Below are 15539 nucleotides of genomic sequence, written 5' to 3'. Positions count from 1 at the left end.
CTATTGATTACTCGTGGCTGCGCAAAAAGCAGCCATTGTTTTCTTTCCACCAGACCAAAATGAGGGAAACGAGGCATGAAGAGACAGAAACGCGATCGTCTGGAAAGGGCGCATTCGAGAGGGTATCAGGCAGGTATTTTAGGGCGTTCCAGGGAACATTGTCCCTACCAATCATCAGTGGACGCCCGGTCTCAATGGCTGGGAGGTTGGCGAGAAGCCATGGAAGACAGGGCTGTGACCGCTTAAGCGGCTCCCTGTCAAATAAAAGGAATAACCTCCGCCCTTTGGCGGAGGTTTTTGTTTCAGCGTTTACTCATCCCGCCAGCGTTTCAACAAAATACTCGCATTCACGCCGCCAAACCCGAAGCCGTTTGATAAGGCGTAGGTCATGTTCATCGACTCCGCCTGTTTCGCGACCAGGTGCAGGCCTGCCGCCGCCGGATCGGGGTTATCCAGATTCAGCGTCGCAGGGGCTATCTGATCGCGCAGGGCCAGGGCGGTAAAGATGGTTTCCAGCCCGCCAGCGGCGCCAAGCAGGTGCCCGGTCGCTGATTTTGTCGAGGTCACGGCGACAGTCCCGGCGCTGCCAAACAAATGTTTGATGGCGTTGATTTCGCCCAAATCGCCGACGGGAGTCGAGGTCGCGTGCGCGTTTAAGTGCTGAACTTCCTCGGGGGCGACGTTCGCTTGCTTCAACGCGATTTTCATCGCCCGATAGGCGCCGTTGCCGTCTTCAGCGCCGGAGGTCATGTGGTAGGCATCGGCGCTGGTGCCATAACCGACGATTTCCGCGAGCGGCGTGGCGCCGCGCGCCAGCGCGTGTTCCAGCGTTTCAATCACCAGCATGCCGGCGCCTTCCCCCATGACAAACCCGTCCCGGGCGCTGTCGAAGGGCCGGGAGGCCTGGCGCGCCAATTCGGCCGGTGCAGTGGACATGGCGCGCGCGGCGGCGAAGCCGCCCAGACTGACGGTATCTATCGCGGCCTCGGTACCGCCGCATAGCGCAATATCGGCCTCATCATTGCGGATCAGACGCACCGCATCGCCAATGGCCTGCACGCCGGCCGCGCAGGCGGTGACCGGGGCGCCAATCGGGCCTTTGAAGCGGTGCTTGATTGACACATGCCCGGCCGCCAGGTTGACGAGGAAAGAGGGGATGGTGAACGGCGACAGGCGCTTGGCGCCTCGGCTGTCCGTGGTGCGTACCGCCTGGGCAATCGCCGGGAAACCGCCAATGCCCGAGGCAATGACGGTGGCGGTGCGCTCCTGTTTTTCCTCCGTATCGGCTATCCAGCCGGCCTGACGAATGGCTTCGTCCGCCGCCGCGATGGCAAACAGGATAAAGCGATCCATTTTCTTTTGGTCCTTGGGGGCGACGGCAGCGTCGGCGTTGAATCCCGCCTCGGCATCTTGCGCCAGCTCGGGAACCTGTCCTCCCACCTTGACCGGCAGCTCTGCCACGATCTCTTCAGGCAGAGGACGAATACCGGATTCCCCGTTTAACAAACGCTGCCAGATGGTCTCTACGCCGCACCCTAGCGGTGAAACGGCGCCCATGCCGGTAATGACGATACGACGATGGTTCATGATGTCTCCTTGGTCAATTCTGGGAAATTTTCGAGGCGCCGGCGCCGCATCAACTCGGCGCGCTGATGTATGCCGTCGCTGGCCGCCGGCCCTGGCGCCAACGTAATAAACCGTTGCGGCACCGGTTGCTGAGTGTCGTGATTGATCAACTGTACCTCGATCGGTTGATCGGAACGGCTGTCGATCAATTGGGCGCTGATGTCACCGTCGGTCAGATGGCGATTACCCCATTGCGAGAGGGCAGCCAGCACGGGGAGAAAATCGTTGCCGCGCTCGGTGAGCAGATACTGATAGCGCGCCGGCCGCGTTTGATAGAGTTCCTTATGCAGAATGCCGTGGGCGACCAAATCCTTCAGCCGTCGGGCCAGCAGAGTTGGCGACATCCCCAGGCTCTGCTGGAATTCGTCGAATCGGGAGAGCCCCTGAAAGGCGTCGCGCAGAATCAGGATGCTCCACCATTCTCCGACGAGATCCAATGAGCGCGCAACCGGGCAAGGCGCATCGCTAAAACAGGTTTTTTGCATTTGATTCCTTTGTAAGTACATTTATTGTAGTTACTAGGTAGACATATTAGGCGATCTTGAAAGGCAAGCAAACAGCAGGAGGAAAAAACCGTCAGGGCGATGATAAGGGGCGCGTTTGAGCCGCTGTTGATTTGGCCGCATCAGATAGGAATAGGGCAGAGATAGCGGAGTCAGGGGGTAAAGCAGGCCGTGAGAATTGGGATACTCAGACACTGAAGGCGAAAGTGATAATCCGCCGATTGGCTTGAAAAGAGAAGGCGGTGGCCGCCTTCTCTTCAGCGCGATTAGAACGCTGCGGTATCCTTGAACAGGCCCACTTTCAGATCGGTGGCGGTGTAGATTACTTCACCGTCAACCAGCACTTCACCATCGGCGACGCCCATGATTAACTTGCGGGTGATGACGCGCTTGAAATTAATGCGATAGGTCACTTTCTTCGCGGTTGGCAGCACCTGGCCGGTGAATTTGACTTCACCGACGCCCAGCGCGCGGCCTTTGCCTTCGCCGCCCAGCCAACCGAGGTAGAAGCCGACCAACTGCCACATCGCGTCCAGGCCCAGGCAGCCTGGCATGACCGGATCGCCGATAAAGTGGCAACCGAAGAACCATAGGTCCGGATTAATATCCAGTTCCGCTTCCACATAACCTTTGTTGTGAGTGCCGCCGTCTTCGGTCATCTTGACCACGCGGTCCATCATCAACATGTTACCTGCCGGCAACGGTGGGCCACCGGCGCCAAACAGCTCGCCACGGCCGGATGCTTCGAGGTCTTCTTTCGTATAGGAATCGCGTTTATCTACCATGTTCTCAGTAAGCCTTATTTTAATGAAGGACGCAGGTTAGCTAACACGTGTACGCTGAACAAGTCCGATCAGCCGTGGTTGAACCAGTTGAGCCAGCGCAGCGGCCACGGACGGCGGCGTTCCTGCAGGCTGACCTGCGCAATCCGTTCCTGAATGGCCGCCAACAGATTCGGCTGTTGTTCGTCAGAGTAGAGGCAACCCGTGAGCAAAGGCAAGGCTTCCGCCGCACTTTCGACTGCCCACAGATGGAACTGCCCCTCGCGCACCGCATCGACGATATCTTGACGCAGACACAGGTGGCGCACGTTGGTCACGGGCAATACGACGCCCTGTTTGCCCGTCAGACCGCGACGCAAACAAACCTCGAAGAAACCTTCGACCTTTTCGTTAACGCCGCCTATCGGCTGTACGTTGCCGAATTGGTCGACGGAGCCGGTGACGGCGATCTGTTGAGTGATCGGCTGCTGCGACAGGGCGCTGACCAATGCGCACAGCTCAGCCAGCGAGGCGCTGTCGCCGTCCACTTCACCGTAAGATTGTTCAAAGACGATCGAGGCGGAGAAGGGCAGTTGCTGATCCAGATCCAGCTCGGCGATCAGGAACGCCTGCATGATCATCATGCCTTTCGCGTGCAGGTTGCCGCCCAGTTCGGCTTTGCGCTCGACGTCAGTAAACTCGCCGTCGCCGAGGTGCACAACGCAGCTGATGCGCGACGGTTCGCCGAAGCTGCGCGGATGACCGGGATAATCCAGAACTGACAGCCCGTTGATCTGTCCGACGACTTCACCCTCGGTCTCAATCAGGATCTGGCCCAGTTCGATCTCATCCTGCATACGCTCGGCCAGATAGCTTTCACGCCATTCGCGGGCATTCAACGCCGCTTCAAACGCTTTGGCGGTAATGCGATCCTCTTCGGCATACAGAGCGGCTTCGGACAGCTGCTGACCAAGCCAAACCGGCGAGAGCGGCAGGATGCCCTGGTCGCCACTGTAACGCACCGCCTGGACGATCAGCGGCGACCAGGCGTCGGCCGCCAGCATCGGCAATTGTCGCTCGGCGATCACGCCGTTGACGTAGCCGCACCACTGCGCCATATCATCAACTTCGGTCAGCTGCAGGTCGTCTTCGTATTCACCGTAGACCGCTTGTTCACTCAGCTCCGGCTCGATATCGTGGAAATCGGCCAGACCGTGGCGGTCGCCGACGACGATCAGACGCAGATCCAGCGGCATTGGCGGAATGGCTACCGGCAGCGGGCGGGTTTCGTCGGGCGAAACCCAATGGAACTGGCGCTGGCCGATCATTTGCTTCAGCCGCAGCCATAGCAACGGCTGGGCCAGCAGCGCCCGGGCCGACAGGATCAGAATGCCGCCGTTGGCCTGGTGCACCAGGCCTGGCTGCAGGGTGATGTCACCATTGTGGATCCGCACGCAGCCAAACAGCTGCTCGGGTTCAATCCAATCCTGGAACACGCAAGCGCCGCCGGCGGCGAAAGGTTCATCGCCACGGCTGGCCGGTGCTACGCTGACCTGGCCATCCTGAATGACATAGTGGCTGCCGCGGAATGCGGTATTTTTCGTCAGCAGCGGCTTGACGGCGTTAGCGATCAGCTCCAGGTACTCGCGCGTTTCTTGCGCTTTCAACAGCATAAAGCGCGGCGGCGATTGGGGGTGGCAAAATAGCGTCAGGGCATTTTCCAGCCGAGGCTGAATGGCGGAAAAGGGCACGGGTGCCAACTGAGCGGCGGTATCAAATATCGCCTGATAAGGCGTTACGTCCGGCAATAAAGATTGCCATTCAAGTCGGTTATTGGTCAAAGTGTTAGATGCAATCGTTAAAAAGGGAAAGGGCGATTATACAAGAATAACGGCGGCTTGATACATGCGGAGTGCCAGTTGGCGTCAGGGAGTTTGACATCGCGCGATGACTGTGCAAAAAACAGTCTAAAAGACGGCTTAATTGCCGGGGAAATTCGGCGCAAAGCTGTTATGCTTAGTTGAAGTTACGCGGTCACTGAAGAGCTCAAGATGAAATATCAGCAACTGGAAAATCTGGAGAGCGGTTGGAAATGGAAGTACCTGGTGAAGAAGCACCGGGAAGGGGAACTCATTACCCGCTACATTGAAAACAGCGCTGCTCAGGAAGCGGTTAACGAGCTGCTGAAGCTGGAAAATGAGCCGGTAAAGGTACTTGCATGGATTGCCGCCCATATGAATCCGGAACTGGATAACCGGATGAAGCAAACGATCCGCGCCCGCCGCAAACGTCATTTTAACGCAGAACACCAGCATACGCGTAAAAAATCTATCGATTTGGAGTTTTTGGTTTGGCAACGCCTGGCTGCTTTAGCACGCCGCCGCGGCGTTACGCTGTCGGAAACCGTGGTGCAGCTTATCGAGGATGCTGAACGCAAAGAGAAGTATGCGAACCAGATGTCGTCGTTGAAAGAAGACCTGAAGGCGATTCTCGGCAAAGAGCCCAAGTAAACGGGGCTGAGGGAGAGCCTTCGGTTGCGTATGGCTTTGAATGCTCGGATAAATTCAAGACGAAAAAAAACCCCGCAATGCGGGGTTTTTTACTAAGCGAGTAAACTTAGCCCTGAGGCTGAGTTACAACGTCTTTGATACCTTTAACTTCGATCTCTACGCGACGATCTGGTGCCAGGCAGTCGATCTGAGCTTTGGTAGCGCGGCCAGCTTTGTAGCCACAGGTGTTGCCTGTAACTGGATCAGCTTTGCCCATGCCACGTGCAGAGATTTTGTCTGACGGGATGCCTTTGGAGACCAGGTAGTCAACAACGCTTTGTGCGCGTTTTTCAGACAGTTTCTGGTTGTACTGAGCAGAACCAACGGCGTCGGTGTAACCCAGAACAACTACGGAACCGTCTTTAGGATCCATGGAGCTCAGCTGGGTGTACAGCTGATCCAGAGCCTGCTGACCTTGTGGCTTCAGAGTTGCTTTGTTGAAGTTGAACAGCACGTCAGACTTCAGAGTGAAACGCTTGGTTTCAACAACTGGAGCCGGAGCTGGAGCTGGAGCAACTGGAGCAACTACGTCATCCTGACCGAAGCGGTAAGAAACGCCCAGGCTCAGCATGGTGTTGTCTGGACGTGCGCCAACGGTACCTGCGTCACCGATGTTGCTTACGAACTGGTAGTCCAGGCGGGTAGCCCAGTTTTTGGTCAGTGCGTATTCAACACCAACAGCAGCCAGCGGAGAAACGCCGGTGTCGTGGTCGCTCAGGCGAGTGCCGTTGCCGTAGTTAGCTTTGGAGTCTGCGCGCCATACCATACCACCCAGACGAGTGTAGATGTCCAGATCGTCAGCAATTGGGTAGCTCAGTTTAGCGGCCAGTTGAACGCCCTGTGCTTTGAAAGCACCGTTGTTCACGCTGCCTTTGTAAGGCATGCGGCCGAGCCAGTCATAGCCCAGTTCGAAGCCCAGGTATTGGTTTGCCTGGTAGCCCAGGAACGCGCCTGCACCCAGCTGATCTTTGTGGGTTGGGCCGTTACCGATACCGTTCTGGTAACCGTTACCGTAGAAACCAGTGTCGTGGTACTGGGACCAGCCCAGTTTAGCACCGGTGTACCAGGTGTTATCTTTTGGAGCGGCTTGCGCTACGGTAGCGAAACCTGCCAGTGCCACTGCTAATGCGATAGCTGTCTTTTTCATTTTGCGCCTCGTTATCATCCAAATAGGCAATGAGCTTTAAAGCTGTTTTAAGCCCTTGGTTAAATTCCTTCGCCAAGGTTTAAGCCCTCGTTTGTTACTCGCCAGTTTTTCTGGCGTTATAGAGCAACCTTGGCGATGTAAAGTCTACAACGTGGCGCGAAAGTTACAAGTGTGATGTGATAAGGCTCTAAAAAAAAACGCGGAATCGTACATATTTGCTAACATTCTTCGCCTAAAAAAACGGCGATTCACCAGGCGTTTTTTCGTGCCAAACCGCAGCCGGACTAGCTTTCTGCCTGACCCCGCAAAGGTTCCCTTCACGGGGTGCGAAAATGATGGGAAAAATCCTAAATTTACTTAATGATACAAAGAAGAGTGAATTTTTAGGGTGGAACAGTGTCCGTGAGTCGGGCCAATGTCACGTTGAGGACGCATGATAAACCCGTAGGCATTACCCAATTCTGCCGCACGTCTTAATTTTAGACGATCCTCCTCCGTTAGCTCGGGCAACCAGCCGAGAACCACGCTGTAATTTCCCGTTTGCAGCGCTTTTTCCATCGCCTCAACCGTATTTACCGGGCTGATTTGGCTTAGCTGCACCATTTTATCCACCGGCAGGCCGGATTGCTGCAGCCATTGCTTGCTTAATTTTTGCTGCGGCGTCAGCCATAAAAGCCAGCGAGACTGCTTGCCCAATTGCTGCAACAAGGGCAACAACAATTGAGCCACGGCGGGCTGGCGTTCGTTGTAAACAAGTTCACTGATCAAGCCATTCTCTTTGCCGACATTCGTGTTCTTCGCAACGTTGCGCGCTGTAAAAGCGCCTTGGCCGAAATGAGGTTGGTAGAGTGATTGAGTACGCATTGAGTTCCCGCCCGTCGTGTTACTGTATGTTTATACAGTATCCCTGATTTAGGATAAGATCAACCCAAATTTTCGTAGCGGCTCGCATAATTACGAACATTTTTTATACCGGGGTTTGTTTGGGATTGGCAGGCAGACGGATAGTGCGTATTTTTCTAATTAGTTGTTCGCGTTACTTTTTTCATTGATGAGAGAAATATTACGACCAGAACCTAAAACGGAGAAACACTATGAAAAGGATGTCGACGAGTAGAATCGCGCAGGCTAAAAATTGCTTTGCGGCGCTGGGGGCCATCACCACGCGATCGCAGTTTGGCGGCTACGGCCTGCTGGCTGAAGGGGTCATGTTCGCCGTGATCGCAGAAGGCGAGCTGTATTTGCGAGCAACGGCGAGCATGGAGCCGGTGTTTCGCGCACGGGGAATGGTCAACATGGTCTATTCCAAGCGGGGCGTGCCGATCACACTGCGTTATTACTGGGTTGACGAGTCGCTGTGGCGCGAGTGCAACGAGCTGGTGGGGCTGGCTTGGCAGGCGGTCAGAGAGGCGCGCCGGGAGCAAAGGCTCAAGGCCGGCGATCACGGCAGGTTGAAGGCGCTGCCGAATATTGACGTCAATATGGAGCGTCTGCTGTGGCGAGCGGGCATTCGCAACGCCTATGATCTCCGATTGCAAGGCGCCAAGCGCAGCTATCTGCGTTTACTGCAACAGCAGACCAATCTGGGGCTGCGAGTCTTGCTGTCGCTGGGGGGCGCGATAGCCGGCTATCACCAGGCGGCGTTGCCGGCCGAATTGCGTAACGAGCTGGTGCGCTGGTTCGAACATACGATGGCGATGCGCCGTCACGGACATGAACCGGTGATTCAGGGCCCGTCGATCAGGCCCTGAACATTAGGTTGTCTTATTAATTTGGGCGTGCAGCGCGGTGAGCTCCGGCAGAAGTTCGAGCATCAGCCCCACCTGCTGCAGGACCAACTGTTCTTTGCTTTCCGGCTCCGGAACGGCTTTGCGAATGCGCTCAGCCAGCTGCTCCAACGCCTGTGCAACCCGCTGGCTGTTCTGCTCTTCCTGATGCAAGGCACCATCCACGTAACACACAGCGTCATTGAGCAGATCGAGCGTGGCGGGGGTACTCAGCCGCTCGCGATGCGCCCCCAATGCCGAGATATAGCTCAGAAGAGTGTGGTTCAGGCAGAGCAGGCGGAAGGCGGCCTCCTGCAGGGCCTTGTCGGCTTTGGGATCGGCGGACATGTTAGAGATGACCGAAGCCAATTCGGCGTCGCTGTTGTGGGCGTCCCGCCGCGCAATGCGGTAGGCGAGGCCGTTATCCTTACCCTGATGATATTGCACCAGAATGGCGTCCAGATAGCGGCAGTTGGCATTCAGCGTTTTATCCACCACCACCGGCAACTGGCGGAATTTCCAGTCCGGCCAGATAAAGCTGACCGCCGCCCAGGCGATGGCGCAGCCCAGCAACGTGTCGTAAACGCGCGGGGCAGCCACTTCGAACCCTTCGCCCAACAGGTTAAAGCACAATAATACCAGCAGCGTGATAAACATGGTGGCATGGGCATATTGCACGGTGCGGAAAGCGAAGAACAGAACGCCGGTGATAACGATCAACACCAGCTGCCCTTCCACTGAAGGTACGAAATAGAGGATTGGCAAACCGATCAGTATGCCGGCCAGGGTGCCGATGATGCGCAGCGCCAGGCGCCGGCGGGTGGCGTTATAGTTCGGCTGGCAGACGAACAGGCTGGTCAACAGGATCCAGTAGCCGTGCTGCATGCCGGTGAATTGAATGAAGGCGTAGCCTACGCACAGCACTGCCGACATGCGGATGGCGTGACGGAACAGGGCCGATTGGGGCGTCAAATGGCGGCTGATGCGCAGGCGGATGTCGCTCCAGCCGGTTAAGCGGTCGTCGGCCAGGCTGTTCTCTTCCGCCTGCCCGCTGGCCAATGTCTGCTCTGATTCGATATTGGCCAACTGCGCATCGATCGCATGCAGGTTTTTCAGCAGATGCGCCAACGCCTTGGCTTGCTCGGCATTACCCTGGGTTTCGGCGATGCGCGTCAAGGCTTCCTGAATGCGGTTGAACGCCGGCTCAAAACGCGGGTTGTGCTGATACTTTTGCCGTAGCAGGATGGATTGCGCTAGCTGGCGACAGGCGCGCGCCTGCATGCTCAGCAACCGCTGGAAGCGAAACAGAATGTCGCTGTGTCGGAATTGTCGGCTGAGCGCATGATACTGAACGTGGGAAGAGCTGGCGCGTTCGTGGATATCTTGGGCGACAAAATAGTAGTGCAAGGTGCGGCGAGTGCCGCGCTGGCCGCGATCGCCTTTCAGGCGCGTCAACAGCGAGGCTTTGGTTTGGTTGAGCAATGCAACCAAGGCGCTGTTGGCCATCGCGACATCCATCCACGGCAGGTCGGCGTCGCGCTCGGCATCGGGATCGAACAGGTTGGCTTTGGCGTCCAGATAGTTGGCCAATTGATCGTAGCAGCGCGCCAGGTTCTCTTGCAGCGGCCGGATAGGAAACAACAGGTGGCCTGCCAGCGTCAGCAGGTTATACCACAGTGCGCCGATCACCAGCAGCAGCGGCTGTTGATACCAGGCATCGTACATGGCGGTGCCGAGCATGGTGTAAACCGCGATCAGCAGCGCGCCGAAGGCGATGGTGGCGTAACGTTGCCCCAGGGCGCCAAGAAGAATAAAACCGCAGGTCGACGTGGTTAAGCCCAGGGCGAATAGCCAGGGATAGGGGAACAGCAGCTCGATCGAGGCGGAGGCGATAAAGAAACATACCAGGGTGATCAGCAGATTGCGCAGCCGGCCGGCCAGGCGATCGTCCAAATCAGTCAGGGCCGCCGCCACCACGCCCAGCGTGAGCGGGATGGTCAGCTTGGGAATGCCCAGCCACCAGGGAACGGCGGTGGTGCCGGTCAGCGCAATAAGGATGCGCAGGTGGTACAGCAGGTTGCTGTTGTAGGTATATCGACGAACTGCGGGTGCAAAAGAGAGCACGAAAAACTCCTCAAACGGAGAAAAAATTAACGCTGTTGATATTGGCGGCGAGCATTCTCAATACGGGCTTGCTGAGCCATTTCTACCGAGACGACGCGGCGTCCCACCGGCCACAGTGCGATGGCGGCAATTTTGAAGTTGGCGATGCCGACCGGAATGCCGATGATCGAAATGCACTGCACGATACCGGCGGCGATGTGCGACAGGCACAGCCACCAGCCGAACAGCACCAGCCAGATAATGTTGAGCAGCGAACCGCCGGCGGAAAGCAGCGTATTGCTTTTCTCCGGGTACAGTTCATCGACGTGTATCGCTTCGTTGCCGAACGGCACCAGCGACAGCTTGGTGATTTCCCAGCAGGAGCGGGTAAGCGGCAATGTGATGACCAGCAGCACGCTGAACACCGTGGCGATGAGCCAGCCGAACGTGGTGACGAAACCGCCCAACACAAAATTAAGAATATTCAGTACAGTACGCATAGACGTCATTCTGCTCTAATGATGGCCAAACCGCGATGCGGGCGTATTCACGATAAAAACGCAAAATCTATTCTACCTTTTTTTTAGCGCTAGAGTGCCACTGCTTATCGCAGGTAAACTGGCAGATATCCGTTATTTAATCTCAACATAGTCATGGCGCGACGATATGGAACTTAAAGCGACATCGCTGGGGAAACACCTGGCTCAGCACCCTTATAACCGCGTGCGGTTGCTGCACGCCGGTGTTGAGGTGAGCGGGGAAAAACATGAATACCTGATCCCCTTCAATCAATTGATTCAGGTCAGGTGCAAGCGCGGCATCGTCTGGGGCGAGCTGGAATTTGAGCTGCCGGACGAAAAAGTGGTGCGGCTGCACGGCACCGAATGGCAGGAAACGCAGCGTTTTTATCACTATCTGCAGCAGGCGTGGCAGCAGTGGAGCGCCGAAATGAGCGAGATCAGCGCCGGCGTGCTGCAACAGCAGGTGGCGCAGATCCAGCGCATCGAGCAACAAGATAAGTGGTTCAAAAAGTCTGAGTTGGGCAAGCTGCAGCAGCAAATTCGCGAGGCTTTCTCCGCGCTGCCGATGCCGGTGGCGCGCCTGGAGGCGTTCGATAACTGCCGCGCCGACTATCAGCTGTGTCTGCAATGGCTGCAGCAAGGGCAGCGCAGCGTCGACCAACGCAACCGGCAATGGACCGAGCGCATGCTGGAGCAGCACCATGACTTCTTCCAGACCGTCGAGAGTTCGCCGCTCAATGAGTCTCAGAGCCGTGCGGTGGTCAATGGCGAGGATTCCGTGCTGGTGCTGGCCGGCGCCGGCAGCGGCAAAACGTCAGTGCTGGTGGCGCGCGCCGGCTGGCTGTTGCGTCGTCAGGAGGCGGAGCCGGGCCAAATTTTGCTGTTGGCGTTCGGCCGTCAGGCCGCCGGTGAAATGAACGACCGCATTAAAGAACGCCTGGGTGATGTCGGCATTCAGGCCAAAACCTTTCATGCATTGGCGCTGCAAATCATTCAGCAGGGCAGTCGTAAAGCACCTGCCATCAGCCGCTTGGAAACCGACGCCAAAGCGCGCAAAGAGCTGCTGATTGCCCACTGGCGCCAACAGTGTGCGGAGAAGAAAGCCCAGGCCAAGGGGTGGCGTCAATGGTTGACTGAAGAGCTGGAATGGGACGTGCCGGAAGGCGACTTCTGGCAGGATAAACGCCTGGCGGATCGGCTGGCGGGCCGGCTGGAGCGCTGGCTGGGGCTGATGCGCATGCACGGCGGCAGCCAGGCGGAAATGATTGAGCAGGCGAATGAAGAGATTCGTGATCTGTTCTCGAAACGTATCCGGCTGATGGCACCGCTGCTTAAGGCCTGGAAAAGCGCCTTGAAAGAGGAGGGGGCGGTGGATTTCTCCGGCCTTATCCATCAGGCGGTCAATATTCTTGACAAGGGGCGCTTCGTCAGCCCGTGGAAACACATTCTGGTCGATGAATTTCAGGATATCTCGCCGCAGCGCGCGCTGTTGCTGGCGGCGCTGCGCCGGCAGAACAAACAGACCTGCCTGTTTGCGGTGGGTGATGATTGGCAGGCGATTTATCGCTTCAGCGGCGCAGAATTGACGTTAACCACGGCGTTCGCCACGAACTTCGGCGAAGGGGCGCAGTGCGCGCTGGATACCACTTATCGTTTCAATGAGCGGATCGGCGAGGTGGCTAACCGGTTCGTGCAGCAGAATCCGCATCAGCTGAAAAAACCGCTCAACAGCCTGAGCAAGGGCAATAAAAAGTCGGTGGCGATCTTGCCGCACGAGCAGTTGGAGCCCTTGTTGGACAAGCTGAGCGGTTATGCCAAGCCGGATGAGCGTATCCTGGTGTTGGCGCGTTATCACCATCTGAAACCGGAAGCGCTGGCGAAAGCGGCCACCCGCTGGCCCAAGCTGGATTTGGAGTTTATGACCATCCACGCCAGCAAGGGGCAACAGGCGGAATACGTCATCATCGCCGGTTTGCATGACGGGCGTGACGGCTTCCCTGCCGTGGCGCGTGAGTCGGTGTTGGAAGAGGTGCTGCTGCCGCAGCCGGAGGACTTCCCGGATGCTGAAGAGCGCCGCCTGCTGTATGTCGCATTGACTCGCGCCAAACATCAGGTTTGGCTGTTGCAGGATCCTGAACGTCCTTCGGTGTTCGTTGAACACCTGCGGGAGCTTGGCGTCCCGGCGCAGAAAAAGCCTTAAGCATCCGGCCTGGCGGCCGCCAGGCCGCGAGGACTATTTCAGGCGATCTTGCAGATAGCGCTGATAGTCGGGGATGGCGATCTCCACTTCGCTTTTGAACAGCGGAGAGTCAATGAGAAAATCCGCGGTTGAGCGGTTGGTGGCCACCGGGATATTCCATACGGTCGCCAGCCGCAACAACGCCTTCACGTCCGGGTCGTGCGGCACCGCATTCAGCGGATCCCAGAAGAAGATCAGCATGTCTATCTTGCCTTCCGCAATCAGTGCGCCGACTTGCTGATCGCCGCCCATTGGGCCACTTAGCATGCTGGTGACAGGAATGCCGCTGGCGCGCTGGATCAGGTTGCCGGTGGTGCCGGTAGCATACAGCTGGTGCTGCGCCAGAATGGTTTTGTGGCTTTCTACCCACTCCAGCAGGGCCTGTTTACGGTGATCGTGCGCCACCAGCGCAATGTGTTTGCGCGCGGCGATAGTGCGGGTGGTCAATTCCATCTCGATGTCCTTCGCTAATCGGGGATGTGCGACAGATTACTGAAACTGTTTTTCACTGCCTAGCGTTTGCACCAGAAAATGCGAAGAAACGGCGCCTTTGCGGGTAAAGGCGCCGAGGCGGGTTCAGCGCACCGGCTGCTTATTGGCCCAGCGCAGGAAACGCTTTTGCGTTTCCTTATCCGCTTGCTGGAACCAGTATTGCAGTATCTGCTCCGATACGTTTTCGCCTTTCAGCGTCACCGTCGGGGCATTCAACGGTGAGTTGGCCTGCGGGGATACCGGGGCATTACCGGCGTTCGTCTGCACGAAGGTCGGGACGGAGGCCGGGCGGTTTTGGCGGTTGTAATCCGTCATCACCTTTTCCAAATCGGCATTGAAAGTCACGCTGTCGGGATGCAGCACATCCTGTTTGAACGGCAGGGCGTTGCCCCCTTTGTCCACCACCAGGTAATTCAGCGTTTTGTCAAAGCGTTGCGCGTCACGATTGTTCTCAATACGCGGAATTTCGATCGCGACCTGGCTGATCTTTTGCGTATTGAAGGTGGCGATCAGCGGCAGGGATGCGTAGGTTTGCGCATGCTGGCCAGAATGTAGGGTTTTGGTCACTTTAAACAGCAATTGATGCTGCCCGCCATCCAGCTCAAGACTGTCGGCGCCTTTTAACAACGAACCTGTCATTTTCTTGCCGTCGACCACCAGCAGGTCGATGTCCGGGGAGAGTTTCAGGGTCGTAGCCGCGGCAGGCATGCTGATGCTGATCAACGCCGCAACCACCAGACCAAATTTCATCATTATCTCCTTATAAAGTGACGTAGCTCTAAGTGTTGAACACGGCACAGGTTGTGTCAAAATTTTTCAATCGGGTATTTTGTTTATATTTTCACATATTTTATCGCGATTAGACACGACCATGCACAGCTGAACCGCGACAGCCTCAGACCATAAGATCGCGCTGAAGTTTCGCACGCGTTGCGTTTAGCCGAGAGAAGGCCGATCGGTTACACTCGAAACGGAGAGTGACGCAGTGATAAACGGGAGTTGAAGATGCAAGATCAAGAGATTGTTGAGCTGTTGCGGCAGGTGCATACCATCGCGCTGGTGGGGGCCAGCGATAATCCGTCGCGGCCCAGCTATGGGGTGATGGCTTATCTGTTGGCGCAAGGGTATCAGGTGATCCCGGTCAGCCCAAAACTGGCGGGGCAGACGCTGTTGGGCCAGCAGGTTTACGCGACGCTGGCAGACATTCCGCAGCCGGTGGATATGGTCGATGTTTTCCGCAATTCGCAGGCCGCGTACGGCGTGGCGCAAGAGGCGATAGCGATCGGCGCCAAGGCGCTGTGGCTGCAGATCGGGGTAGTTAACGACCAGGCGGCAGAGCTGGCACAACAGGCCGGGCTCCGGGTGGTGATGGATCGCTGTCCGAAAATCGACATCCCGCGTTTGGGGCTGGAGCGCTGAATAAAAAGGGCCTGGCGCGATGCCAGGCCCTCTAGGGTTTCTCAGGTCTTGGCGCGGTCAATTGCGCAAGCGTGGCGCCTGTAGCTGGTGGCGGATGGATTCCGCCAGCTCATCCAGCGATGGTTGCTCGGGGTGGGCTTCCTGGGGCTCGCCATCCAGCTGTGCTTCCGCCAGATAGGTGTGCACCGGTTGGCCTTCCTCGTCTTCCATCACCACGTGGTACCAAGGGGCGGAACGCAGTTCATCGTTCGCCGCTATCTCGTCAGCTTTGGGTTGTTCCAAAGAGTATTCGGGGTCGATATCGATCACGACGCCCAAATACCCCAGCAGTTTATGTCTAACCTGTTGTCCGATACCGAATTTGCTGGCAATCATGATGACCTCCTGAGAAACAATGCCTTGCTCATATATGG

At 57.0% G+C, this 15539-nt stretch carries 16 protein-coding genes; 5 read left to right on the top strand and 11 right to left on the bottom strand.

Annotated features, from left to right (window positions below; all coding sequences use genetic code 11):
* The first annotated feature begins 75 nt into the window (after positions 1–75).
* Positions 76–246: a ribosome modulation factor gene (rmf, locus tag ACRAWE_RS11165; RefSeq protein ID WP_004928150.1), complete on the top strand. Its 171-nt coding sequence runs from the start codon at positions 76–78 to the stop codon at positions 244–246.
* 63 nt (positions 247–309) lie between these two features.
* Here the strand turns inward: rmf and fabF are convergent, their stop codons facing one another.
* From fabF to ACRAWE_RS11145, 4 genes are all read right to left on the bottom strand, one after another.
* A complete protein-coding gene (fabF, locus tag ACRAWE_RS11160) occupies positions 310–1587 on the bottom strand; it encodes a beta-ketoacyl-ACP synthase II (RefSeq protein ID WP_019454509.1) in 1278 nt (425 codons plus the stop codon).
* Positions 1584–2111, bottom strand: a complete 528-nt coding sequence (locus ACRAWE_RS11155; protein WP_019454508.1) for a winged helix-turn-helix transcriptional regulator — start codon at positions 2109–2111, stop codon at positions 1584–1586. Before ACRAWE_RS11155 ends, fabF begins: the two co-directional genes overlap by 4 nt.
* Before the next feature lie 284 nt (positions 2112–2395).
* A complete protein-coding gene (gene fabA / locus ACRAWE_RS11150; RefSeq protein ID WP_019454507.1) occupies positions 2396–2914 on the bottom strand; it encodes a bifunctional 3-hydroxydecanoyl-ACP dehydratase/trans-2-decenoyl-ACP isomerase in 519 nt (172 codons plus the stop codon).
* A gap of 68 nt (positions 2915–2982) precedes the next feature.
* Positions 2983–4731, bottom strand: a complete 1749-nt coding sequence (locus ACRAWE_RS11145) for an AAA family ATPase (protein ID WP_025159668.1) — start codon at positions 4729–4731, stop codon at positions 2983–2985.
* Positions 4732–4941: 210 nt separating this feature from the next.
* Here ACRAWE_RS11145 and matP point away from each other — a divergent pair, with 210 nt between their 5' ends.
* Positions 4942–5400, top strand: a complete 459-nt coding sequence (gene matP, locus ACRAWE_RS11140; protein ID WP_019454505.1) for a macrodomain Ter protein MatP — start codon at positions 4942–4944, stop codon at positions 5398–5400.
* Between the two features lie 106 nt (positions 5401–5506).
* Here the strand turns inward: matP and ompA are convergent, their stop codons facing one another.
* Both ompA and sulA read right to left on the bottom strand, forming a co-directional pair.
* Positions 5507–6586: a porin OmpA gene (ompA, locus tag ACRAWE_RS11135; protein WP_025159667.1), complete on the bottom strand. Its 1080-nt coding sequence runs from the start codon at positions 6584–6586 to the stop codon at positions 5507–5509.
* 357 nt (positions 6587–6943) lie between these two features.
* Positions 6944–7450: an SOS-induced cell division inhibitor SulA gene (sulA, locus tag ACRAWE_RS11130; protein ID WP_432525348.1), complete on the bottom strand. Its 507-nt coding sequence runs from the start codon at positions 7448–7450 to the stop codon at positions 6944–6946.
* A gap of 230 nt (positions 7451–7680) precedes the next feature.
* On the opposite strand from sulA, the gene ACRAWE_RS11125 reads away from it, so the two are divergent.
* Positions 7681–8337 carry a TfoX/Sxy family DNA transformation protein gene (locus tag ACRAWE_RS11125; protein ID WP_025159666.1) on the top strand — a complete coding sequence of 219 codons (657 nt, stop codon included), beginning with the start codon at positions 7681–7683 and terminating at the stop codon, positions 8335–8337.
* 3 nt (positions 8338–8340) lie between these two features.
* On the opposite strand, the gene yccS is transcribed toward ACRAWE_RS11125, so the two are convergent.
* Both yccS and ACRAWE_RS11115 read right to left on the bottom strand, forming a co-directional pair.
* A complete protein-coding gene (gene yccS / locus ACRAWE_RS11120) occupies positions 8341–10476 on the bottom strand; it encodes a YccS family putative transporter (protein ID WP_063919144.1) in 2136 nt (711 codons plus the stop codon).
* A gap of 26 nt (positions 10477–10502) precedes the next feature.
* A complete protein-coding gene (locus ACRAWE_RS11115; RefSeq protein ID WP_025159665.1) occupies positions 10503–10955 on the bottom strand; it encodes a YccF domain-containing protein in 453 nt (150 codons plus the stop codon).
* 166 nt (positions 10956–11121) lie between these two features.
* Between ACRAWE_RS11115 and helD the strand changes: the two genes are divergently transcribed.
* Positions 11122–13176, top strand: a complete 2055-nt coding sequence (gene helD, locus ACRAWE_RS11110) for a DNA helicase IV (RefSeq protein WP_432525347.1) — start codon at positions 11122–11124, stop codon at positions 13174–13176.
* 33 nt (positions 13177–13209) lie between these two features.
* Here the strand turns inward: helD and ACRAWE_RS11105 are convergent, their stop codons facing one another.
* Positions 13210–13668 carry a methylglyoxal synthase gene (locus ACRAWE_RS11105; RefSeq protein ID WP_015377363.1) on the bottom strand — a complete coding sequence of 153 codons (459 nt, stop codon included), beginning with the start codon at positions 13666–13668 and terminating at the stop codon, positions 13210–13212.
* Between the two features lie 123 nt (positions 13669–13791).
* Complete coding sequence (locus ACRAWE_RS11100; protein ID WP_432525580.1) at positions 13792–14457, bottom strand: DUF2057 family protein; 666 nt, start codon at positions 14455–14457, stop codon at positions 13792–13794.
* A gap of 255 nt (positions 14458–14712) precedes the next feature.
* Here ACRAWE_RS11100 and ACRAWE_RS11095 point away from each other — a divergent pair, with 255 nt between their 5' ends.
* Positions 14713–15126 (top strand): CoA-binding protein, encoded by a 414-nt coding sequence (locus ACRAWE_RS11095; protein ID WP_154746886.1) that lies wholly within the window; start codon positions 14713–14715, stop codon positions 15124–15126.
* 57 nt (positions 15127–15183) lie between these two features.
* Here the strand turns inward: ACRAWE_RS11095 and hspQ are convergent, their stop codons facing one another.
* Positions 15184–15501, bottom strand: coding sequence for a heat shock protein HspQ (gene hspQ / locus ACRAWE_RS11090; protein WP_004928104.1), 318 nt, complete (start codon positions 15499–15501; stop codon positions 15184–15186).
* Between the last annotated feature and the right edge of the window lie 38 nt (positions 15502–15539).

This window comes from Serratia sp. BFP-2025 (genome assembly GCF_050880365.1).
Taxonomy (GTDB): Bacteria; Pseudomonadota; Gammaproteobacteria; order Enterobacterales; family Enterobacteriaceae; genus Serratia; species Serratia surfactantfaciens.
The sequence above is the reverse complement of the archived record's forward strand: the minus strand, read 5'-3'. Positions and strand labels throughout refer to the sequence as shown.